At 45.9% G+C, this 22,670-nt stretch carries 21 protein-coding genes; 5 read left to right on the top strand and 16 right to left on the bottom strand.

Annotated features, from left to right (window positions below; genetic code table 11):
• Positions 1 to 19: 19 nt before the first annotated feature.
• The 8 genes from pduL to msrP all read right to left on the bottom strand — a co-directional run bounded on the left by pduL (position 20) and on the right by msrP (position 7,943).
• A complete protein-coding gene (pduL, locus tag OXH39_13970; protein MCY3551564.1) occupies positions 20 to 733 on the bottom strand; it encodes a phosphate propanoyltransferase in 714 nt (237 codons plus the stop codon).
• A gap of 74 nt (positions 734 to 807) precedes the next feature.
• A complete protein-coding gene (locus tag OXH39_13965; GenBank protein ID MCY3551563.1) occupies positions 808 to 1,083 on the bottom strand; it encodes a BMC domain-containing protein in 276 nt (91 codons plus the stop codon).
• Between the two features lie 145 nt (positions 1,084 to 1,228).
• The gene (locus tag OXH39_13960; protein ID MCY3551562.1) at positions 1,229 to 2,116 is read right to left on the bottom strand and encodes a tetratricopeptide repeat protein; all 888 of its coding nucleotides are present in this window, start codon (positions 2,114 to 2,116) and stop codon (positions 1,229 to 1,231) included.
• A 30-nt stretch (positions 2,117 to 2,146) separates the two neighbouring features.
• Positions 2,147 to 3,145: a metallophosphoesterase gene (locus OXH39_13955; GenBank protein MCY3551561.1), complete on the bottom strand. Its 999-nt coding sequence runs from the start codon at positions 3,143 to 3,145 to the stop codon at positions 2,147 to 2,149.
• Positions 3,146 to 3,150: 5 nt separating this feature from the next.
• Positions 3,151 to 4,062 carry a peptidase MA family metallohydrolase gene (locus OXH39_13950; protein MCY3551560.1) on the bottom strand — a complete coding sequence of 304 codons (912 nt, stop codon included), beginning with the start codon at positions 4,060 to 4,062 and terminating at the stop codon, positions 3,151 to 3,153.
• Positions 4,063 to 4,081: 19 nt separating this feature from the next.
• Positions 4,082 to 5,623, bottom strand: coding sequence for a von Willebrand factor type A domain-containing protein (locus OXH39_13945; GenBank protein MCY3551559.1), 1,542 nt, complete (start codon positions 5,621 to 5,623; stop codon positions 4,082 to 4,084).
• 65 nt (positions 5,624 to 5,688) lie between these two features.
• The gene (locus tag OXH39_13940; protein ID MCY3551558.1) at positions 5,689 to 6,945 is read right to left on the bottom strand and encodes a serpin family protein; all 1,257 of its coding nucleotides are present in this window, start codon (positions 6,943 to 6,945) and stop codon (positions 5,689 to 5,691) included.
• Positions 6,946 to 6,980: 35 nt separating this feature from the next.
• Positions 6,981 to 7,943 (bottom strand): protein-methionine-sulfoxide reductase catalytic subunit MsrP, encoded by a 963-nt coding sequence (msrP, locus tag OXH39_13935; GenBank protein ID MCY3551557.1) that lies wholly within the window; start codon positions 7,941 to 7,943, stop codon positions 6,981 to 6,983.
• Between the two features lie 1,152 nt (positions 7,944 to 9,095).
• Between msrP and OXH39_13930 the strand changes: the two genes are divergently transcribed.
• The 5 genes from OXH39_13930 to OXH39_13910 all read left to right on the top strand — a co-directional run bounded on the left by OXH39_13930 (position 9,096) and on the right by OXH39_13910 (position 15,068).
• Positions 9,096 to 10,013, top strand: coding sequence for a hypothetical protein (locus OXH39_13930; GenBank protein MCY3551556.1), 918 nt, complete (start codon positions 9,096 to 9,098; stop codon positions 10,011 to 10,013).
• An 18-nt stretch (positions 10,014 to 10,031) separates the two neighbouring features.
• Entirely contained in the window at positions 10,032 to 11,042 is a 1,011-nt protein-coding gene (locus OXH39_13925; GenBank protein ID MCY3551555.1) for a hypothetical protein, read from the top strand.
• Between the two features lie 65 nt (positions 11,043 to 11,107).
• A complete protein-coding gene (locus tag OXH39_13920) occupies positions 11,108 to 12,085 on the top strand; it encodes an FMN-binding protein (protein ID MCY3551554.1) in 978 nt (325 codons plus the stop codon).
• 110 nt (positions 12,086 to 12,195) lie between these two features.
• Entirely contained in the window at positions 12,196 to 13,686 is a 1,491-nt protein-coding gene (locus tag OXH39_13915) for a hypothetical protein (protein MCY3551553.1), read from the top strand.
• An 11-nt stretch (positions 13,687 to 13,697) separates the two neighbouring features.
• Positions 13,698 to 15,068, top strand: coding sequence for a hypothetical protein (locus OXH39_13910; GenBank protein MCY3551552.1), 1,371 nt, complete (start codon positions 13,698 to 13,700; stop codon positions 15,066 to 15,068).
• Between the two features lie 30 nt (positions 15,069 to 15,098).
• Here OXH39_13910 and OXH39_13905 read toward each other — a convergent pair whose 3' ends face one another.
• The 8 genes from OXH39_13905 to OXH39_13870 all read right to left on the bottom strand — a co-directional run bounded on the left by OXH39_13905 (position 15,099) and on the right by OXH39_13870 (position 22,609).
• Positions 15,099 to 16,073 carry a terpene cyclase/mutase family protein gene (locus OXH39_13905; protein ID MCY3551551.1) on the bottom strand — a complete coding sequence of 325 codons (975 nt, stop codon included), beginning with the start codon at positions 16,071 to 16,073 and terminating at the stop codon, positions 15,099 to 15,101.
• A 74-nt stretch (positions 16,074 to 16,147) separates the two neighbouring features.
• Entirely contained in the window at positions 16,148 to 17,272 is a 1,125-nt protein-coding gene (locus OXH39_13900) for a zinc-binding dehydrogenase (GenBank protein ID MCY3551550.1), read from the bottom strand.
• 43 nt (positions 17,273 to 17,315) lie between these two features.
• The gene (locus OXH39_13895; GenBank protein ID MCY3551549.1) at positions 17,316 to 18,476 is read right to left on the bottom strand and encodes a VWA domain-containing protein; all 1,161 of its coding nucleotides are present in this window, start codon (positions 18,474 to 18,476) and stop codon (positions 17,316 to 17,318) included.
• Positions 18,469 to 19,389 (bottom strand): hypothetical protein, encoded by a 921-nt coding sequence (locus OXH39_13890; protein MCY3551548.1) that lies wholly within the window; start codon positions 19,387 to 19,389, stop codon positions 18,469 to 18,471. The genes OXH39_13895 and OXH39_13890 overlap by 8 nt, the downstream gene beginning before the upstream one ends.
• Positions 19,382 to 20,335: a hypothetical protein gene (locus OXH39_13885; GenBank protein MCY3551547.1), complete on the bottom strand. Its 954-nt coding sequence runs from the start codon at positions 20,333 to 20,335 to the stop codon at positions 19,382 to 19,384. The genes OXH39_13890 and OXH39_13885 overlap by 8 nt, the downstream gene beginning before the upstream one ends.
• A gap of 158 nt (positions 20,336 to 20,493) precedes the next feature.
• Positions 20,494 to 21,501, bottom strand: a complete 1,008-nt coding sequence (locus OXH39_13880; protein MCY3551546.1) for a hypothetical protein — start codon at positions 21,499 to 21,501, stop codon at positions 20,494 to 20,496.
• A complete protein-coding gene (locus OXH39_13875; GenBank protein MCY3551545.1) occupies positions 21,501 to 22,121 on the bottom strand; it encodes an alpha-ketoglutarate-dependent dioxygenase AlkB in 621 nt (206 codons plus the stop codon). Before OXH39_13875 ends, OXH39_13880 begins: the two co-directional genes overlap by 1 nt.
• A 143-nt stretch (positions 22,122 to 22,264) precedes the next feature.
• Complete coding sequence (locus OXH39_13870) at positions 22,265 to 22,609, bottom strand: tetratricopeptide repeat protein (GenBank protein MCY3551544.1); 345 nt, start codon at positions 22,607 to 22,609, stop codon at positions 22,265 to 22,267.
• Between the last annotated feature and the right edge of the window lie 61 nt (positions 22,610 to 22,670).

The following is a 22,670-nucleotide window of genomic DNA, read 5'->3' as shown; positions in this document are numbered from 1 at the left end:
ATTAGGAAGCCTGCTCGTCTCAACCGGCATCGCGGACAATTTCAACGGGTTCGCCACCTTGTAGACCTGCTGCATTGGCATCGTCAGTGTCTAAGTGCATCTGAAGCACATAATCTTCAGAAATTTTGGGACGAACGTTTTCAAACGTTAAAGCACGCTCGCCACGGAAATGTACTTTTAAAAGATCGCTCTCACGGATATTAAGCGCGTCAGCATCTGTGAGGGTCATGTGAATGTGCCGTGTCGCACAGATTGCCCCTTCCTCTAAATAGATACTTCCGGCGGGTCCAACGAGCGTTATAGGTTCTGCCCCCGCAAGGTCACCTGAGTCTCGAATAGGCGGGTCTAATCCGAGCCGAATCGCTTCTGTTTGTGCGACTTCGACTTGGGAGTAGTCCCGTACGGGACCAAGGATACGAACGGCTTCAATAGCACGCATTCGTTTACCAACGATCGTCAGCGTCTCATTCGCTGCAAACGCTTCTGGTTGATAGAGTGGTGCATAAACAGTAAGCTGGTGACCAGCACCGTAGAGGATTTCAAGGTGCTCCTGCGTCACATGCGCATGTCGTGCTGAAACGCCAACCGGAATCTGTTGTTGCTGCGTGATAGCATCACACGCACGGTTTCCGGCATCACAAGACCTCAAAGCACAACCGCTACACGCCTGCTCTGTGGTCAATCTATTGACAACGCGCTGGGTAATCAATTCAACAAGGGCACGATCTGGCATCTATGATTCGCCTTTTTGGTTAAAATAGCTTGGACGTTCCTCAAGAGTGGACGGTTAATCCACTTACAAGTAATTTACGCTTTTTCCAGCATGGTTTCGACTTCAGTGTGCGGGCGCGGAATCACGTGAACAGAAACAACTTCACCGACGCGCGCGGCAGCCTCAGCACCGACATCTGTCGCGGCTTTCACTGCACCGACATCGCCACGAACCATGACAGTCACGTAACCAGCACCAATCTGCTCGTAACCAATAAGTCGGACATTCGCCGCCTTCACCATAGCATCAGCAGCTTCAATGCTCCCGACCAAGCCTCTCGTTTCAACCAAACCCAATGCTTCTCCGGTCATATTAATTCTAATTGCCTCCTAAAGATAAAATCAATTTTTTTAAGTTATGAGTTGTGCAGTAGAAGCAGTTTCTTGACAGCAAATCAGCCTACAAAAGTAGAAGAAAGTCAAGCGAAATGCTAAAACGTCACCCTTATTAAATATATCACAATTTTTTACTTTTTTCAAGAAAAAAACTAAAGATGTGTTTATTCATTTCGTGCAGATCGTTTTGTGCCTTCTCAGTTTTGCCCAATTTTTGGTAAGTGAAGGCGCGCCAGAGGTAAACCTGTATAAGTGCATTCGGCTCACCTTGCCACGTCTTGATTGCTTCGGTGAGCAGTTCTACAGCATTCATATAATCGGCGGTTGCTGATGTCTGTTCTCCGGCGCGATCGTAAATTCGTGCCCGGTTGATGTAGGCACTGGCGAAGCGCGGTTCCAAAGCAATCGCTTGATCCAGATCTGCCAATCCAAGTTTTAAATAACTCGTGTTCCCTTTGATGGAGAGTTGAAGGTAGGCATTGCCGCGGATGTAGTAAGCCATGGCACTCGGCTGTCGTTTAATCACAGTGTTGTAGTCAGTGAGGGCATTCTGAATGTCGCCCTGTTCGAGATAGGTCTGTGCCCGCCTTCGCAGGACACGGGCATCCCACCTTTTTTTGAGCGAGGCGGAGTAATCTGCAAGCGCATGTTGCGTTTCATTTAACGCTCGATAAGCATCGCCGCGGCTTGCATACGCATCGGCGTGGTATCGTTTGAGGTCCAAGGTTCGTGTATAGTCTGCGATGGCTGCTTTGTACTGACCCATACGATAATAGGCGAGACCGCGTTTCACGTAAGCTTCAGCATATTTGGATTCAATCTCAATCGCTCGTGTAAACGCTGCTATTGCGTCTGGAATCTTCCATTCCCTCAACGACAGTGTTCCCTGCTGCACATTCGCTTGTGCTTGTGGTTTTGCTCCTTTGATCGCATCCCACGTTACAAAACGAGAGGCGAGAACGATAGTAAGAATCAGGACCGGGGTCATGATATAAATGAGTGGTCGCATGATGAGCGTCTTTCTTGCAGAGGTGTCTCTCTATTCAGGTTTTGGTTTTCCAGTCTCATCATACAGGTGATGGATGTTCACACCTAACTTCAAGGCATTTACAGAAGAATAGGTCTCTGCCAAGTCAATTTCGATATACGCCGGAACGCCGGGTTTGCCGCTATAGCCTGTTGAAAAAATAAGTTGGCTTTTGCCAAATGTTGCTATACCGTCTCTAACGTTTCGCAATGGAAAATAACTGATTGGGGTATGCCCAACCACAAGGAGGCTTCCGTGGATATTTTCAAGAAAATTTTTAATATGGGTTAAGGTGTATCCACCCGTATAAGCAATAGTAGGACGGTGCCAAAGGAGTTCCTCAAGGGTTTTCGGATTCGGATCAACAAGGTCAGCAAGACCCCTGACAAAACGCGCGGGGCCCGCATGGACACCAACAAAGCCGTTTTTTCCAATAACGACTGTCGGTAAATTCATCAGGAATTCATAGTGTGTGTCCGTCATTCTTTCAATAAAATTAAACTGCTCATAATACGATCCAAGGGGGCTGTCATATAAGGCACGAATAAAGTGAGGTCGGTTCTGTATCGTCATGCCTTGCTTCTTGAGCATCTCATAAGCATCTGCGGCAGCGAATTCGTGATTCCCTCGGATATAGATAAGCCTTTTTCCCTTGTCACCAAGCTGTCTTTGGAGTTCCATAACTCGGTCAACGATGAGTATATCTCCATAAGGCGGGTGTCTCGGTTCATCGGGCTTATAGTCAATGGCATCACCGAGTATCAACCCATAAACATCTTCACCTGCTTGAAGTCGCTCAACGAGTTTCGTGAGTCGCAACCATTGATTAAAATCGTCCCAATGTGCATGGAGATCGGAAACCATGTAGACGGTACCGTGGTCAGGTAGAACAATGATATGTCCGTCGCGTGTCAGTTGATTGGGATACTGCGCGAGTTGTTTCGATTGCGCTGTCGCTATGGATGTTAAGCAGACAAGGCAGAGCGCAATGTAAATGAGATATGCGTTCATAGCTTTTAGGTTTTGAAGAATGTGTCTACAGTATCTTCCTGTTGCGCGAGTTTGCTCAGGTGGCGTCGTCTGCGATGCAAGCAAACAAGATAACCAAGGAGGGCAAGTCCGCCAGTACCTCCCCACAAAATGTAGGAGTTAGAAAAGAGGGATGCCCACCGGTAACGTTCCGTCAACGATTCGCGCCAGCGTTCATCGAATGTTGCGAGGTTCCACCCCACTGTCGCTTCAAACGCACTACTGAAATTGTTGCCAGCGTGGAGTTCCGTAATAAGGGCAAACAGGACCTCTCTCCCTTGAATTTCGACCAGCCAACGGACTGCATCCTGACTCTCAGCATACGCCAAGTCTGCTCCCGCTTGTGAACGTGGAAAACCGCGTGCCAACTCGTGAAGGGGTAGAATAGATTTCGAGAAGATGTGTTTTAGTAACGTTTCATGGCGACCCGGCACCCATTCATCCGCGAAGTAGGTCGCGATACCTTCTATAAACCACAACGGAATTTCTTTGACTGCTCTGCGTGTACATTGACCAAAGAGGACATGTGCGATCTCGTGCCGGAGAACTTGCACTAACTGCAGTTTCGCAAGGGCGATGTGTTTCGGATTTTGGATAATGATGCGCCGACTTAACGGAAAGGCACATCCAACCGCCCAATCCTGGATAGGAGCATGAACGGAATCCTGAAACGCTTTTTGTGTATCACAAACCCAAATGTCAATCATCCCTGCTGGCATACGGCTTGTCAACTCCGGCATTTCGGCATAGAAGTCCTCCGCAATCTGGAGAATTGACATCGGGTCTACCGTTCCTTCTTGGTAGTAGACCCGAAAGTGTGAACTTTCAACGGACTCCCATGTGACAGCTGTTGAAGATATGGGCAGCATTAATAATAAAACGAAAACGAGGCTTTTCATAATTTTTGCATGTCGCAAATTATTCGCTATTGAGTGCCTTAAAGCGAGTCGCTTGATTCACGAGAGTCATTAGTTCATCGACTGAAGCGTTCGGAATTTGAGGTGCGATCCCTTTGATACTTTGCGATACTGCCGCCAAACTTCCTTCTCGTGCCCAATAACTTTCACGCAAAATTTCTGCGAATTCTGCTACAGTGGCGGCGAGTTGAAATTCAGGGGATGCCGCCTCAAATGTTCGTTTCAACGCTGATGAGAAAATCTCTTCGTTGATTTCTAATACATGACGGGTGTCAGGGTCTTCATGGCGGATAAAAACAGTCGCCAATTTTCCGGTGGCACCTTCATGGAGTTTAATTTCATAGAGAGCGGTGACGCTGTGACCTGAACCGATTTCTCCACCGTCTGCGTCGTCATCACGAAAGTCTTCATGATCAAGGCGACGGTTTTCATAGCCGAGCAAGCGGAAACGACTGACAACTTGAGCGTTGAAATCGACCTGGACCTTTGCATCTTTAGCAATGAGTTGTAGTGTCCCTGTCAGGTTTTCAACAAAAACTCGCTTTGCCTCATTGAGGGTATCAACGTAAGCGTAGCTCCCATTGCCCTTGTTGGCGAGTTGTTCCATGAGGACATCGTTGAAATTTCCCATACCGAACCCAACAGTTGTTAGCGTAATCCCTTCCTCAACGTAGGACCGAATTTTTCTGAGGATACCATCAGCACCTGTTTCTCCGACATTGGCAACGCCATCCGAACAGAGAATCACACGGTTGATACCACCAATTCTGGCATTGCGTGAGGCGAGTGTGTATCCAAGGCGCAGTCCGTCTTCCGCATTCGTGACACCTTCCGGGGCAAGGGAATGGATTGCCTCCAAAATCTCCTCACGCCCTTCAATTCCGGTGTGTGGTAGGACGGTTCGCGCGTTAGTCCCATAAACGACGATAGCAACCTCATCCCCCGGACGGAGTTGTTCAACCAGAAGCGTTAAGGCGCGTTTCACCAATTCCAATCGATTTTCCATAGCCATCGAACCGGAAACATCAATTACGAAAGTTAGCATTGCATCCTTACGGTTTTCGTCTGGAATAACGCGACCTTGAATACCGATTCGTAACAATTGGAGTCGCTTGCCTTCACCAAATCGGGATGGCGCGCCCTCAATGTGAACAGCAAATGCGTCCCTTGACGGTGGAGCATAATTGTAATCAAAAGCGTTGACGAATTCCTCAACGCGAACGGCTTCTGGTGGTGGGAGGTGACCATCGCGAAGATAGCGTCGCGTAACGGAGTAGGAAGCGGTATCAACATCCATGCCAAATGTTGAAAAGTGATCATCTTCTGTATCAATAAAAGGGTTCGTGCCATACTCTTTAAAGAAGACATCGTCGTAGACGGCACCGTTTGGTGGGTTTAATGCTGATGGGATGAATCCATGGGCAGCCTCATCTTCATAAGCCTCATCATCAGAACCACCGCAACCCATATAAATAAAAAGCATCAATCCGCACATCATAAGCACAACGTTCAATTTATAGAAAGTCCTAAATTGTACTTTCATGAGAATATCTCCGTTTTTATTGGTAAATGGTGTGTGGCAGCATTGTTATAGTTTTCGTATTCTATCTACGGATCCACCACAATGCCCATGAATAGGACAGTTTTTGTCTCGTTATCACGGATTGCAAAGAAAAACGGTCGATCTGCAATAAACGCAGGTGGTGCACTGGTTACGCGAACCCCAACACTGGTGACTGCTGCGGCTTCAGTCCCCTCTTCATTGACTTCAACGACTGATTTATGGAGCACTTCCCCGATGTACAAATTTCTACCCAAAGTCTCTAAATCTGCCATCCGACTAAAGTCTGCACCCCCTGGTGCAAACGCGATGCCCATACCAAGTGATTGCAGCGGATTGTTAAGCGTTTTTTCATATTCCAACTTAAATTTGGGCATGCTGAGGAACACCTCTTGCTCGCGAAACTGCGATATCCAATTCTCCCAATTCTCAGTATTTAAACCATCTAAAAAGGTATTGAGGTCAGATTCACGGTAGGGCAGGAAGATGTACATGCTGATTCGCCCATCACCATAAGGGAGACTAATCGCTTGAAACTTTTCTTCATAATTTTCATAATACGGATAATCACCCGTCCTTGTCATCATCGGTACCTGCTTTTCGCCGCCGGTTACGAGATGGAAAGTTCCGTCGCGGGTGTGCGATGGGTCAAATTCTGTCTGCCACGACCCTTTGAAATAGATAGCGTTAATCAGAAATAACACCGCATCGGGGTTGATTTCATCAAGGATTTTTGTAATCTTACCGTTGGTGTTGGTATTTACCCACTGATTAATTGTTGTTAGGGTGTTTGGGTCCGTAAAATCTAATGTTGAGATCTCAGCACCGAAAAATTGGGTGTTTCGCTGCAGGAAATCCTGCTTGAACGGAACATCTTGACGTGCCCAGAGTGAATTTGCAATCGCGAGTATAACTTTCGGGTCTGATGTTTGAAGGTTATGGCGCAATCCGGCATAGCCAGCGTTAATCGCCTCAGAGTCTAATCCTTGTAGTTGCAAGGCGTTGGTCATTGCTTGTTCGGTTTCACCGGATGCGCCGTTCAGTGTCATTGCCAAGGCGATGGAAATACTAAATGGTGAGATGAAGATATTCTTATTCTGCTCAGTTTTGCGGATGTCATTGAACAGGTTAAAGCCAAATTGCGTATTTGCCGCGACAACACTGCCATCAATGGAACCTATCGCGGGTGCAGTTTCCTTGTTATCAAACATGTCCAGAGACAAATCATCACATCCGACAGATAATAGTAAGACTGGGCATAACAATCCAAGAAAGGTTTTCGTGATTCTCTGTTTTCTATCCATTTCGTCTCCACGCCGCAAGGAGGCCCCGCAAGCTCTTATTGATAAAGGTGTGCTACGGCATCGCCGTACCCGTTGTAAATGACGGTTTTGTAAATGTCGCCGCTGCCAATCATCCACTCCTTAGCCTGTGACCAACGCGGATGTGGCAGATTGGGATTGACGTTTGCTTCAAAGTCGTACTCTCTGGGTCCAAGCGTATTCCAAAAAGTGCGCGGTTTCTGGTCTGTTAACTCAATGCTCACAATGGATTTGATGCTTTTAAACCCATACTTCCAAGGAACGATGAGCCGAATAGGTGCACCGTGTTGTGGTGGTAAAACATGTCCATAGATACCGACAACCAGCAGTGTTAGGTCGTTCATCGCTTCCGCGAGCGTTAACCCTTCAAAATAGGGCCACGGCATGCGAACATTGTGTTGTTCTGGTGCCATATCTGGATCCAAAAACGTGAGCATTCGGACATATTTGGCATCAGCAGTGGGTTGAACTTTTTCAAGCAACGCTTTCATCGGGAAGCCGATCCAAGGTACTACCATTGCCCACCTTTCAACGCAACGGAACCGGTAGATCCGCTCTTCAATAGGCATCTGCTTGATTAAGTCGTCCACATCTAAGGTCATCGGCTTTTCGACCAATCCCGATATTTCAATTTCCCACGGACGCGTTATGAACTTATCTACTCTTTTCCAAACTGTGCTCTTGGAGGAGGTGAACTCATAGTAATTGTTGTAGGTAGCAGCAACAACTTCGTCTGTTGTTGGTCTTTCCACAGTAAAACGTGAGTTATTCTCAACTGCAAGTTTTTGCGCTTGGAAAGGTTCTAACTGCTTCTCAACTCCCTTTTTCCCAGCACAGGCGTTTGAACTGGAAAACAGCAAAGCACTGGCACTCGCGATGCCCAAATCTTTGATGAACTTTCGACGGTTGATATAGTCGGACTCGGATGTCACTTGGTTTTCAGGGATCTCCCATTCCTTTGGAATCTTGATATACGCCATGAGATTTTCCTCTCTTTTAATTTAAAAAATTACAGCGGTTCGTTCGGTTAGCTTCTTTGTATTTTAGGCAGAAACAGTGAGCAACACTTCAGAATACTGTGAATTAGGCGTAGCCACTAATCACATAGTATATCCAATTCACATCTACAATGCAACTTAAATTGCGTGTGCTGCCACGCGGTGCAGCAATCCAATAACAAAACGATGCCCACCCTAACGAAGTTTACCAAAAAAGTTAAGTGCCCTAAACATCTGTTTTTCTTGCAACTTTTGAGATTTGTAGTGTATAGTTATGGAAATATTCATTTTTCTTGCAACTTTTTGGAATTTTGGTGTATAATGTTTTTAAAGTGTATGATTCGATTTCCACTTTCTGACGAAAGAGCGGAGTTTATTGCACAATGTTCCAAAAACATCGACAGGTTCTTATCTTACTTGTAGGGCTATTATACGTCTATTCGGTATGCCCTCTCCTCTGTGCAGCCTTTGAACAAAAGTTCTGCCACGACGCGTCTCAAAAAGTCCTGAGCGGAGTTACTGAAACGCATTCAACCTGTTGTCAAAGCACTAAAACAGGCACAGCGGGTAAAGCCGAAACGCCATCTGAAAGTGGTACGTGCTGCTCAAAAGATTTAGAACTTGTTCTTCCAGACGATAGATACGACACGCACGAATCCCGTGAATCGATGGATCACTCTCTCGTCTCAATTCTTCCTATCTCAACGACTTCGCCTGTTGCCACATGGGAATCGTTTAAGGTTCCGCCCACTCTTTTTTCTACACTTTTTTCCAACCATTCTTTGACCCGTAGAGGTCCTCCCTCGGTTTAATACCTTAATACTTGGGTGGGTTCCACAAGGAACGCTTCGAGTACTCACTTATCTTTTAGTTCCAATACTTTTACATATTGTTTCTTGGGTTTCTTTTTCTGTTACCCTGGGAAACTGCCAATAGATCTGTGGCGCGAAGTCGTATGGCTCGCTGCGCTGCGATACTTTCGGATGACATAAATTACAGGATATAAAAATGCGTTTATTTTTACACGTGATACTGTTCAGTTGGGTTTTTACCTCTTTGGGATTCGCACAAGAAAGCTGTCCTGCGTGAAGCAATCCTGTCCTACCACCCAGTGGGATGATGGATGAAGTCAGGTTGGCTTCAAAAGAGATAGATCAGTTTCGAGTTAATATTAATATGTTGGTATCCCCTGATGCACAAGGTGGACATCTTGAAAAAAGAGGACTTTCACCAACAGGAGAAGTTGTGGATGCTCCTTTGCATAGACACCATGTAGCATTGAGTACTTACCGAATTGATGTTGGGTTGCAATACTTACTTGATGACCGGTGGACATTGCAGGCGAACATTCCGTATGCAGTCAAGAACCAAGAAGCAAGCATTGAGTGGATTGATTCGGTGAGTTCTGAAGAAAGGCAAGCCATCTTGCGAAGTAGGGATATTCATCATCGAAATGAAACCTATACCGGACTCGCAGATCTGGACCTGTTTTTAGGCTATAAAATTTCTGGATTTTTCAAAGCGGATGACGCGTTATTTGCTCGGTTGGGTACGACGATTCCAACCGGCAAAACCGAGGAAAACCCGTGGGAACTTGGAGACGCTGGGATTAAGCACCTTCATATCCAGTTCGGCACTGGAACCTTTAACCCTACTGCTGGTTTGCAGTACAGTCTACCGCTCTACCGCAGTATGACTGTCATAGCTTCCACACGCGGGACGTTTCCAGTCTATGAAAATAGCAAGACTTATCGAGGTCCAGTAGAGTTAATCTATACAGCTGGCTTTACGTATCGCCTTTTCGATTGGTTCTCATTTAGCGGGAACTATCTCGGATTTTATCAATCCGCCGCTGCTTGGGCTGGGGAACGTGATATCAATACCGGGCTACGTTACAGCATGGCATCGCTGGGTATGTCTTTGGCAGTACCAAACGGTATTTTTGTGTCTGCTAACGTCATGTTTCCGCTGACGCAGGAAACCCTTTACGATGCGGGTGATGCGATTGAATTTGGCAATTTGGTTTCTTTAACCACATCCTATTCGTTTTAATTTAGCGGAGGGAAAACAATGCAATCCCGGAATTTCACGTTTTTTTCGATTTTTCGGACCATGGCAATAGTCGTTAGTATGCTGTTTTTTGTTGGTGTAGTTCATGCCCAAGAGCATGGGATACACGACGCGCATAAAATGCATAACGCAGCATCTCTCAACGTTGCGCTTCACACTGAGCCACAAACTGTTCGGGCAGGAACATCGGCAACACTCACATTCCACCTCACCGATGCAATCGGTGAACCCGTTGTTGACCTCATGGTGCATCATGCGCGCGTTCTGCATGTACTGGTCGTCAGTGAGAATTTACAAATCATTGGGCATATTCATCCCGAAGATTTTGAATCTCGTGACATTATGGCAGAGTTGGAGGGAAGGTATACGGTCCACTTCACATTCCCTGCAGCGGGAAGATATATTCTCGCTGTTGATATAATGACTGCGGATGCCGAATTCGCTAAGTACCTATATTTGGATGTCGTAGGTGAGGAGAAAATGGCTGATATGGCGCAAGATCTCCGCCGTGAAAAAAGCGTTTTCAGTTATACTGATGAGGGTGGAGACCGCTATACAAAAGCCGTTTCTCTAACCGATGAAGTGGGCACGTCTACGTATCATGCGAAAATCGAAGCACCAAAACGGATTAAGGTAGGCGAAATGGTCCACATTACTTACCATTTTTCGCATGGTGGAGAACCCATCACAGACCTCGTCCCGTTTCTGGACGCGCCGATGCATTTCGCTATCGTCAGCACACGCTTGGACGGTATTGTACATACACATGGGACAGTTCTCGGAAGTGAAAATCCCAGCAAGATGATGCAGAAAGATCCGCATGCCGGACATAAGATGAAAAAGGTATCTGCAACTGGTCATCAACATTACGGCACCACGCCGGAAAAATTCGGTCCCACTGTCATGCTCATGACCACTTTTCCTGAAGCTGGGATTTATCAAATCTTCGGACAACTGAAGCATGGCGATCAAATTCTATGGCCCAGTTTCATGGTTAAAGTTGAGGAGTAAAGTGAATCCACTGTTGCGACACACGTGTTGTGACAGTGGACATCTTCATAATAAGGAGATTACAGATGTTTTTCCAAACCTATCGCCAGCCTCGTGTAGGCATCTTATTGGCACTTGTTTTTTTTCTCGTGAGTACGCCACTGCTTAGTAACGCACATGAAACGGAATGGCCCGGGCAGAAGTTGGCGGGTATTTTTCCAAAAGCGAAGAAATTTGTGCAGCGAAATGCGGTACTAACCGCTGATAAAATCGCATCAATTGAGAAAGAGCTTGGGACTAAACTCCAGGTGGAAGACCAGAAACCGGTTTTTTACATTCCGATTAACGACAAAAAGAAACCTATGGGTTTGGTGTTGTTCGCTGATGCCAAGGGACCGCACGGTACCATTGAAGGGGCTGTCGGACTGGACATGAAGGGAAAAGTCGTGAAAGTGGCAGTCTATGAACACAAGGAATCGGATGCGATTGCAGGAGAGGCGTTTCTCAAGCAGTTCATCGGTAAGGGCATAGACGATGCCTTCAAAGTTGGGGAAGATGTTAAAGCGGTTGAAGGACATGAAGCCGCTTCAAATGCTGTTGCTCTAATTCCAAAAAAGACATTGGTGATGAGTTACGCGCTCTTCCTCAAGCGGAAACCCAAACCTGACGCTCAAAAAATGCCAACACCCGATCCCGCAGAAGAAGAGATGCCTGATGTCGAAGACCTGAAAGCACTCATGATGTTGATGATAGATGATTATTTCGTCGTTGTTGACTACTTTGACGAAAAAGGGGACAAAGCGAAAGCCGTCGAAGCGGCGAAGCGGCTCGCCAAATATGCAAAGAGTATCTCAAGTTTCGAGCCACCGAAAAACGCGGATCAGACTGAGGAATACGTCTACCTACAAGACAAATTTAGCGAAACGCTCCTCAAATTTGCGGAAGCACTTGAGGCAGAAGGCGTTTCTGAGGAAACACGTAAACAATGGGATGCTATTGTCGAATTAGTTAACCAGGCGCACCTCCGGTTTAGTCAAGAAGAAATTGACTTGGACACATATTAGTCGCAGATATTGTGTAGGGCGATTCCCTTCAGCCCTACACATGCTTTCAAAGTTTTTGGAAGGAATCTATCATGCGCAAAATTTTGTTTTTTTTCTTGATAACTTTTTTTTTGACCATAATCACAGAACACGCTGCCTTCGCGCTGCCTGCCTTTTATAAAATGTTTCGTGCCGAATACCGATGGGCAAGCGGGTGTAACGTCTGCCATTCTTCAAAGAAAGGTGGCGATGCTCCTAATCCTTACGGTAGGGCGTTCTTACACAATGGCATGAATCTGTCAACGTTCCTCCGAATCGCAGAAGAGGATTCTGATAAAGACGGGTTCAGCAATATCGCTGAAATCATCGCACGCTCCTATCCGGGGGACCCATCGAGTACGCCTGAAAACGTTCAATCTGTGGAAGACACGTCCGAAACAGATGACATACTTGTGGAAGACGATGAAAATATCTTTAGTTTCGATGATATGGACGAAACACAAGAGACAGATACCGCTGGTTTATTTGACGACGCATTCGGAAATCTGGTTTTCGGCGGGGCATTGGACATTCGCCGCATCACTCCCGGAACGGATTTAGTCCCCGATAGAAACAATTGGCATTCTGGAACTACGCTCATCCATGTTGCTGAATTCGTCGTAACAACGAGTGTTGGGGAGCATGTCAGTGTCCTTGGGGAGCAACTCCTAACGACCTCCCACCTCGGTACACAAGTGGCGGACGATCATGGGTTTATTTACGCAATCCTCACGGGGTTACCGGTGTTACCAAAAGGCGCGTCGCTGAAAGTGGGGCGGTTTCGACATGCTTTCGGTATTGATACAAAATCGGATGCCGCTGCAAACCCGCTGTATAACTTAGTACGGAAAAATATCGGTTTCATCTCTGATCGCGGATTGCAATTGAATGGATATGTTGGACCAGTTGCCTACGTCCTATCACTCGCAGATGGACCGGATTCGCTACGCACCGTCACCGACGGAACTATAGCATCTGGTATCCGAATCGGGCCGCACGGTAGTGGCGGCGGCATTTTGAAACCGATCCGAAATAACAGTCCTCCCCTGTTTTTGCACGTCAACGGAACGCTTTCGCTCTTAGGCAAGCGGATCTGGCTTGGAGGATCTTACTTTGATGGCAACAGTTATCCTTTCAATCCAAATAGCGGTGACGTAGATCCGTCTACGTTATTCTACAAACGCCGAGTTGGACTCGCGACGAAATTCAAGCTCTGGCGATTCGATCTCGCTGCTGAATGGGTACAAGGCACGGACACACAACTCTTAAAATATACGCAGCCTGCAATAACATCCCATAACCGGACAACAACGGTGGAGGGCTACTATCTTCACGCGGAAATTCCCTTGACAGAGACCATAGATGTTCGATTAAAATATGATATATGGAATCCTGACACAGAGAAGTACGGAACATTCAATTTTAACCGAACTGCTGATGCTCAACCGTGGACAACACTCGGTGGGGCATTGACATGGCATTTTACCGAAGGTGCACTTGCACGGCTTGTTTACCGGATAAACAACATCGAAAAATCGACACGCAGTGCCACAATTGTACCGCAGCTTTTGGTCGAATTTTGATTGGAGACGATATGAAAAAATGGATATGTTGCTTGTGTGCAGTGGGTATGTTGGTATCCACATTGCAGGCAGCAGCACAAGTTCGCCCACCTCGGCGAAGACACAGAATAATGGTAGACCCGACGGCGAAGAAGGAAAAGACCCTCAAGGCAGATATAGGCGCAAGCCTTAAAGACATTGCAGAACGCGCAACCCAACACACACAAAATCCGAAGGTTGATGTCGTGTTCATCGTTGACGTTAGCCAGCAGATGTTCGCACCCGTTGCTATCCTTGAGAAGAAACTCGTCGATATGATCACCGTTATAGAAGCAAAAACGATGGACTACAGATTTGCTCTCGTGAATTTTAAATCAGGGCAAGGGGAACCGAAGTACATATTTCATCAATGGACATTTGACTACATCGGTATTGAAAACGCTCTGCGAGAGGCGCGGGTTGAGACGGACGTTTCTAAATCTGGGTATGGACTTGATGCGATCATGAAAGGTTTGAATGAGTTGGAATTCCGTGAGGGTGTAACGACGCAGTTTGTTGTGGTTACCAACTCACGGATGCGGACTTCATGGACAGAAGCAAAAGCCAAAAGCAAAATTAGTAAACAGATTGTTGACCGTTGCCGACAAAACAACGCGCAGCTCAATTTCATCGGCATTAGCGAGAAAGTTCAAGCAGAACTTACGGATCAAACCGGCGGTGTATGGTACCCAATTGATTCAAACCAGCAGCGGATGGATGGTCAACGCATTCGGAGTGGTGAGACGATTGCCGACAAGGCACTCCTCCGAATTGACGGCTTATTTAAGCGCATTGCTGAGAACCTCGTTGAAAGTAGACCCGATAAAGTAGATATAGTGTTCGTTTTCGACTATAGTTTGAGCATGGAAACCAAAACAGATCCAGCGTGTGATGGCTTGGATCTGATGGTTTCGGTGTTCAAAGCAGCCGGACTGGACTATCAATTTGGGATTATCCGATTTTGGGCAGCTGTCGGGGGCGGCGAAAGCACTGTCGTCGTAACCAAACCGCCGTTGGAGCCAGAACAGGTGAAATCACTGTTTCGCCTGCCCAAAATCGGTGATGAGCATCTGTTAGATGCAATCATTGAAGGGGTGCCAAAACTCCGGACAGAACAGGGACGCGACCTTGTCCTTATCATCGTCACAGATGAATCAACGAGCAAGCGTCCAGAAAAAGGATATACCGCGGGGAGAGCAATTTCAGTATGCCGAGGGGCACTTGCCCGTGTCTACGTTATTGGTGGTATTACCTCTATGAGTAGTAACACCCTTGGAGACAACTTTCAGCGTCAAGTCGCCCAACTAACCAAAGGTATACACTACATCATGCCGGGTTCTACCATCGCTGATGAGCGGAGATAGAGGCACGGCTTTAGCACTGTGCTCATCACATCATTGGACATTCAATTCATCTGCCGTTTTGGCATGGATAGCGATGAGGACAAAACAGGTGGACTGTAAATTGGAAGTCGGTTTCGTCAATTCAATCGGCGTATTGCTAAGGAAGCTGCCGTCCGCTTGCCGTACAGTTGTCAGATAATTGATAGCCACCCGACGCGTATTGAGCGGGTCATTCCCAGCGGCGAGTGCCATAATAGCGATAGCCGTGATTTCAGGATCACTCGGACTCGTCTTATATCTACCGAATCCGCCATCATCATTCTGAAACTGCTTCAACCATGCCATCTGGAGATCGATGTCATAAACAGGCTCTAACCCTTGTATTACCCAGGATGTCACAAAAACGTCGGACCGGCTCCCGCGTTCCAATGCCCAGCCACCGTCAAAATTAATGCCCTTTTCAAGCCACTCCGCACCTTTGGAGATGGGTTCAAAATTCCGTTCAAAGCCGAGCCGTCTGAATCCTGCCAACACAGCAGCCGTATAAAGAATATTGTCGGGACTCCGCTCTTTTTTGCCCCATCCGCCGCTGGCGTTTTGCGCTTTTTTTAACCAGCGAAGCCCTTTAAAACGCACTTCTGGATCGGTCTCTGCTGTCGCTAAGGCGACAAGCGCAAAAGTGGTATGCGCGGTGTTGTTGTTCCAGCTTCCGTTATCCCACTGCTTATTTCTGAGATACTGAACGCCTGTTCGGATTACCTGCGATCCGGTGCCCCAACCCGCATCGATTAATGCCCAAATAGCGAAAGCAGTACTCTCTACATTGCTATCCGCACCGGGGACCAGGGGCCAACCGCCATCTGAGTTTTGGTGCTGCACGATGTAGGTTTTCGCCCCTTCTATGGTTTTATAGAGAGGCACTGCGTCTGGCGATTCACTATCCGCAGCTCCGGCTTTAACCCCCATTAAGGAGCTTAACAGCACACAGCAACAAATTACGATGAACACACTTCTGTGGTCTTTCATTTTTTCGTCCCATTTATGGTCTTGATTGGTAACTTTAAGCATTTAGAAACCGCACTCACAAATTTCTTTCGTCGCTACAACTGCGGTTCAACAACAATCTTGTAAACCCCTTCTTGTCCAAGCATATCGATGCCTTTTTCTAATTGATGCAACGGCAGTTGATGTGTTATCAATTTATGCAACGGGACACGTGTTATCTGGAGGAAATCCAACGCCGTTTGAAACTGGATTTGTGGATATGCCCATACCCCGCAAACGTCCAGATCTTTGTTACAAATCTGATAAGGTCGGATTTGGGTATCCCCGGAATCTGTGTAATGTCCGACTTCGATAACCTTCCCGCCTCGTCTCACTACATCCAATGCCTCGGAGAAAACTGATGGCAATCCTGCACACTCAATCACGATGTCTACACCGACACCGTCCGTGAGGTCCTGAATCTGCTCGACCCGCTCTTCAGCTGTTGTCTCTCCGACATTGATAGTTACATCCGCACCCATCTGCTTCGCCATCTCTAACCGACTGTCAACAAGGTCGGTGGCAATAATAGTTCCAGCACCGCTATCCCGCAACACAGCAACGACGAGGAGACCAATCGGTCCACATCCGAGAACGGCTACCCGACTCCCAATACTGTATCCATCTCCCACTTGCGGCAGACCGGGGGCATACGCGCGTCCAACAACACGCGTTGCTACTGCCACAGGCTCTGTCAAGACGCTAATCTCTTCCGGGATACCCTCTGGCATTTTGTACACCCAAGAATTACCGTGGATATACGTATACTCAGCGAAGTCACCATTTAGATAGGGCGGTGTCTCGCTATTGCCAAAGCCGTATATCCTTCTGTTGGAACACAAGGTCGCACGACCCGGCACATGCAAACAGTAGTAGCATCTACCACAGTTTTTTGAGCCAGGCACCACAGTTACACGGTCGCCAGCTTTGATAGGACCGCCCATCACATTCATTACCTGATTCGCATCTTTGCCGATCTCAGCAACCGTACCAACAACTTCATGTCCTGGGATGATAGGGAATGGCAGGTCAACGTGCCCGAGATACACGTGCTTATCAGTCCCACAAATGCCGACGCGATCGACCTGTAAGAGGAGTGCGTCATCTGCAGGAGACGGTTTCTCAAATTCACGGATTTCTATCTGCCCCGGCTGGAGCATCACAGCTGCTTGAACTTGCATAGTTAGGGTTCCTTATCTTAGTTTTTTAGTTTGTAGGCACCATTCATCGTGCCCAGATCGGAATCAATATCTTTGTCAACTGCGCCAAACTCTCCAAATTGTGCGCTGGGAGGAAATAGTCCACATAAGGTAAAGCCGTGCGGATGCCTCGACAGATCGGTTGATAACCGTCACTACCGAGCAACGGGTTGAGCCAGATAAGGCGGTAGGCATGCCGGTGGATCATCTCCATAGAACGACGCAACACATCTACATCACCCCGGTCCCATCCATCGCTGATGAGAATGACGACCGAACGATATGCCGATAGAGAAGGCGCGAACTGCCGACAGAATTCTAATAGACTTTCGCCTATTTTTGTTCCACCCGACCAGTCCGGCACAACATTCGCCACTTCGTTCAATCCCTCCGCTAACCCCTTCCGTCGGAGAAGTCCTGTAATATCTGTCAAGTGTGTGCTGAAAACAGCAACTTCTACCTCTCTTAACTCCTGTTGCATGCCGTAGATGAATTGGATGAGGAACTTCGCATAACAATCCATAGAACCACTGACATCACAGAGGAGCAAAATCTTGGTTTTCTTAATCTTCTGCTGTTTCCGAATTAACGCAAGCGGTTCGCCACCGTGTACCAGACTTTTTCGCCAACTTCGTCGGAAATCGATCGTTTTACCCTTTTTGCCAACGACTTTTCTACGACTGAGTTTTGTCGCCAACACCGCCGCTAATTTCGCCACGATTTCCCGTGCTTTCTCCATATCCTCCGTTGTGAACTCGCTAAAATCTTTCCGGGTCAGTACCTCTTCTATACTATAGGCGAGCGGATCGTCTTCCTCTCCTTCTTCCGCATCGTCTTCTATCTCAGCATCCAACCACTGTTCTATGACCTCTTGCTCGTCGGTAGCATCGGAGAGCTCTTGGAGACTGGATGGTTCAGATGCCTCCTCCTCTGTCTCAACAGCTTGGAATTCGGGGCGCGGGTATCGCCAAAACAGATTGAAAGCAGTATCAAATGTCTCACGATCTGTTTCATTAGCGATAAGGTTCGTCCGCGCCGTATGGTAAAACGCCTCCCGCTCACCGATGTCGATGAGATGAATGCTCTCACACCAACTGAGCTGATTAGTAGTGCTCACATTGATACCCATCTGTCGGAGCAAGCGGCAGAAGTCTGTAATCTGTTGGAGGAGGGTCTGTTCAGTCATTTTCTTGTTTTTCTAAGTAAGCAATAAACGTATCAAGTTCTTTGGAGAGGATGTCAAACAACTCACCGATTTGCTTGGCGTTTTTCTCCGTTTTACTGTAAGTCAATTTTTTCTCATAGATATTATTAAAAACATGGCGAAATTCTAAAAATTCCTCCAAAATCTCGAACGTTTCTTGGGAAATCACAGGTTGCCGTTCCGCGTAGGGTTCTGTCATCTGTATTAGCAGTTCCTTATGCCATCTACTTCCGTCCGGCATGCGTAGGTCAATATCCATAGCAATCTGTTTAAAAATGGTTTCTATTCCTCTATAACAGTCTACGATATTTTTGGCAATTGCTGTTTCTATTTCTTCTTTGTAGATAATTGGTGCCGTTTTGATCTTCTCTAATCGTTCTGTTATTTTTTCGATGGTACCTTCTATTTCAATGCATTCATCGGAGATACGTTGTATCAGTGCTGACCTATCCACTTTGTAGGTTACGCCTTTTTTGATTGGTGTCAGTTGACTCTGAATTCTCTCGCGAAATAGTCCTTTACAACTGTCAAAATCAACCAGATCCACTTTGAATAAGCCGCTGATGTCGGATGTTACTGATGCTGCCCGAAAATACTTATCATTCGGGATGCCCCAAACAGCGATGTCAATGTCCGACCATTTTGAGAATGCATCTGCTTCGGCAAGCGACCCGAAGACAGCAACCTGTGTTGCACCAAAATCTTTATAGAGCATCTCCGCAATCCTGTGTGCGGTTTGCCAAGCGCGTTGAAGCAACGCATCATCTACCTTTCGGTTTTGAAGGTGTTGATCGAACCGCTGCCGATATTTCGCTAATTCTTCTGGCGATAAATTTTTCGCTGTGCGATGGGTATCTGTAGACTGAGGCATATCGTTGTTCCATGAACTACTCATCCGGGTTTTCTAACCATACTATGAACACGTCGAGTTCTGTAGATAGACCGTCAAATATATCGCAGACCTCTTGTGCGTTTTCAACGATTTTTTCGAGTTCCAATTCAAATACGTATATGTTTCTAAAACGGTGGCGAAACTTTAAAATGTGAGTTAAAGCGGTAGCTGTTTTTTCCGAAATCACAGACGGACGCAATGAGCGCGACGTTGACATTTGTTGTAATAAGTCTGTATGCCAATTTTTTCCTTGAGGTTCATCCATGTCAATTTCTTTAGCAATCCGTTTGAAAATGTTCTCTAATCCCATATAGAAGACAGGGAGGCGCATGGCAATCAGGTCTTTAAGGTCTTCCTGATCTTCAGCAGATGCGGCTTCCATTTTTTCGAGGCGCGTCTTGATTTTTTCAACAGTTCTCGCTATTTTTTTCCGCTCATCAGCGATTCGATTGATGAGTTCTTGATTGTTCATTTTGCCGTAAATTTCTTCCCTTTCTCTACGAATTTTCTGGCATTCAGAGATCAATCTACTGCAGTCTGTTTCTCCCTGTTGAACTGAAATAGCTTGGCTTTGAATCCGCTCGCGAAATTGTCCTTTCGCGCTGTGAAAGTTGATGAGATCGATTTTGAACTCTGGACTGAAATTTCTGGTTTCCCACAACGCCTCAAGATATGTGTCACCAGGAAGTCCCCAGACGGCAATATCAATATCTGATCCTTTTGAGAACCATTTCTGTCCGGCAAGCGACCCGAATACAGCGACTTGTGTTGCACCAAAATCTTCGTAGAGCATAGTGGCAACTCGATGTGCAGTCTGCCACGCGCGCTGCAGCAACACTTCATCCACTTTCCGATTTTGAAAGTGCTGATCAAGCCGCTGACGGTATTCGGCCAATTCTTCTGGCGACAAATCTTTCGCTGTGCGATGGGTATCTGTGGACTGGTGCATATCGCTATCTCCTTAGAGAGTAGGATAGCATAAAATGGGTTGGGTTGCAAGAAAAAAGAGACAGAAAAACCGAAATGGATTTCCTGTTTCAATTGTCTAATAGTTTGTTCTGATTTTCTGATCGTCTGTCATATAATTGGGATCAATGTAGGGATTAACTATTTTTTAGATACACCGAGCCAGCAATATTTTACACTTGTTGCAAGTGAGGTTTTACGCTCGCGTGAAAATAAATAATCATGTAGTTCTGAGGGAACATAGTTGAAGTTTAGATCCTTTAGATCCATTTCAATATATGGATTGTCCTTATCAGGTTTGGAACGGACTTCTATATTATGCCTAAATTCTCTTACTAATTCAGATCGGAAATTTTCGAGTAAGTTTCTAACTCGTTTATATGGGGGCTCAATTATCAACAGCAATGCTCCACGCTTCATAATGTTGACTATATGTTTCAGGCTATTCATAAGTTGTTGATCCTTTGATTCAGGCACTTCATTTAAGCAAAATTGAAAGCATATTAAATCTGACTCTCTCACCCATCTGCTGGAAGCAGGACGTAAAAGGTCTCTAATATCTCCATCAAGATCCGACTTAAAGTCGGCAATCGCATACAAACTGGGATTCTGGACATTGCTTAAGAAGTGATCGAAGATAATCTGTCTACTATACCTCCAGCCAGTGAAATTGACCCGGGTACGAGAACAAAGGTACTGCTCCCAAGCAGTAGATGTCCTGTCCAACATAGCTGCTGAAATTCTAACAATATCAGGATAGGTTTTATTTAGATAGTGCATGAATCCATAGATTTCTGATCCGGGCCCACACCCAAAAAAAGAAGCAGTTAGTAATTCATCCTCAAAGTGACAGAAGTCCTCGAGATGGTAATAGAGAATAGAAGGCACAATTAGTGAATATTGGAAAAAGTAACGTAGCAAGTAAACAGTTTGATAATCAGGGTTTGAGTAATCTAAGGGAAAGTCTGGTTCTTCGCGATATTTGTATAGCAATTTTGCGGCAGGTTCTTGTAGTTTCTTCAAGAGGTTTCGTTTCTGTTCGATAGTTTGGGCATCATTTGTTAGGTAGATTGTGTTAAGCAATGTGGGATATTCCGAACAGATCGCAGAAAAGACTTCGTCTCGAAAAAAATTATTTTTAGCTCTCATTATGTCCTTTGGATAATTCTGAAAGTTAAATTTATTCTCGGACCTATTTTCCGAGTTCGTTTTGGTATTTGGTGTAACCAATGATGTTGAGTACTCCCTGCCATTTCAAAATAACTACCATCTGGTAAGTCTCTGCTGATTGTTAGTGATTTATCTGTTTTGTGTTTTAGTTGAAATGTCCTGACATCACCAAAACTGACTGAACCAATGATCGGGTTTTTCCCCAATTCCGGTTCATCATCGCTATGCCAAGAGACGCTATCGCGTTCGTTTCGGTAGTAGTTGAGTAAAACGCTGTTGAATGTTACATGTGAAACCTCCTCGATCCTGCTTTTGATTTCTAATAATGTTGGTGTCCACGGTTCAGGTTCAACGGTTATGCCTGAATACATATAGGTTTTTCCTTCATCGCCAAACCATGCAGTTAAGCGGGGTAACGGGATTGATCTGCCATATAATTTAATTTCCTCTTGTCGCCAATTGACATTATCTTTTAGTTGAGGAAGGAACCTCTCACTCTCTTCTGGGCAGAAAAGATGAGGGTAGAGACGTAGTTTCCCATCTTGGATCGAAATTTCTTCTACTTCGTTTGGATTTTCTGGGAATAGTCGATTAATCATTATTTTTACCCTTATGCTTGTTTAGGTGAAATTGAATGTTGATTTAGGGAAAACTTTATGTCTGATACGTTTTCAGTTTTTCTGTAAAATTCACTATAACATTGTTCTCTCTTTTTTCAGCGAAAAAGAATTTCAAAGTAGATTTATGCTTCGCTTTGCTGCCATTTCCGTATACGTTCGCTGGTTGAAGCTCTATTTGGGTTAAGTCTTCGCGCTTCCTCAAGAAATTTCAATGCTTCAGGCACATTCCCAGATTTATAAGCTACAAGTGCTTTTGCTATAAGAAGGGAATCGACATTTCTTCTTCCTACTCGGGATGCTTCTTGATGAGCGAGGTCAAACTGTTCTTGGGTGAGTTCAATCTTACCTGCTTCAAGATAGGCACAACCCTTCAAAAAATGCGTTAACCAAGGTTCCTTATTTTGTTGGGATTTTTTCGCGATATCTAGGATTGCCTGAGTTTCCGGGATTCGGTTAGACTTTAACAAGGCTAGTAGTCTTTCAATGTTGAGTTTTAGGATATAGTCTTTTTAGTTTTATGCGTGCGTC

Source organism: Candidatus Poribacteria bacterium, assembly GCA_026702755.1.
GTDB lineage: Bacteria > Poribacteria > WGA-4E > WGA-4E > WGA-3G > WGA-3G.
This window is presented reverse-complemented; position numbering and strand designations above follow the sequence as displayed.